Source organism: Microbacterium lacusdiani (assembly GCF_054779895.1).
The window spans coordinates 1-979 of the sequence record NZ_BAAGXJ010000011.1 but is presented as its reverse complement, the minus strand read 5'-3'; the positions used below and the strand labels follow the sequence as shown (position 1 = coordinate 979).

The following is a 979-nucleotide window of genomic DNA, read 5'->3' as shown; positions in this document are numbered from 1 at the left end:
CCTCGAACTCAGCGCCTGACCCAGCACCGAAGGATCACGACACGGCTACACCACTACCGGGGACTTGACCGCCGCTGACCCATGTGTTCGTTCGGGAACTCCATCGCCTGACCGTCGAGGAGCTGACACGGGAGGGCGACGAGCGGCCTGGAAGCTATCGCAACGTCGACGTGCAGATCAGTCGCGCATCGCACATCCCCCCGAGCCACGTGCTTCTCCAGGCGGAGATGGACGAGTTCCTGGACTTCGCGAACCGCGAGGTTCCGACGTCGCAGCAGATGATCCATGTCGCGCTCGCGCACCACCGCTTCTTGTGGATTCACCCCTTCCGAAACGGCAACGGGCGCGTATCCCGACTGCTCAGCTACGCCATGATCCGACGGAACGGGTTCGTCAGCCCGATCGGCTTTCGGACGGTCAACCCCACGGCGGTCTTCGGAAACGACCGAGACGAGTATTACGCGGCACTCGAATCGGCCGACTCGCTGAGCAATGAGGGAACGGTCGCCTGGTGCACGTTCTTCGCTCGGGGCATCCACTCCGACCTCGAGCGGCTGACGAAGCTGCAGAGCGCCGACTATCTCTTCGATGAGCTGCTCGATCCCACTCTCGGCCGGATGCAAGAGCGAGGCGTGATCAGCGCAGCCGAGAGGGGAGCGCTGAAAACGGCCTTGGTAAGGGGCGTCGTCAAGGCCGGCGACCTCGCGGACTCGTTACCTGGCAGCGCCTCGCATCGGTCCCAGGAGATCCGAGGCATGCTGAGTCGCGGGCTCCTTGAGGTAGACCGACGGGGCCCACGGTTCTACCGAGTCCCCCTGCTCGGCGACGTCTTCGCCCCTCACCTCATTGCACAGTTGGACGCACTGGGGTTCCTCCCTCCGCTTCTCAAGGAAGGCATCGAGCTCTAGCTGTACTGCCCAGCCAGGTTGTTTGAGATCCGGCTGATGGGCGGGAGCTTCCCGATCGCGGTGTGGGGCCT

General features: G+C 64.0%; 1 protein-coding gene. It reads left to right on the top strand.

The features are described from left to right. Nucleotides 1-83: 83 nt before the first annotated feature. Nucleotides 84-908, top strand: a complete 825-nt coding sequence (locus ACYVGN_RS08635) for a Fic family protein (RefSeq protein ID WP_460790141.1) — start codon at nucleotides 84-86, stop codon at nucleotides 906-908. Nucleotides 909-979: the final 71 nt, after the last annotated feature.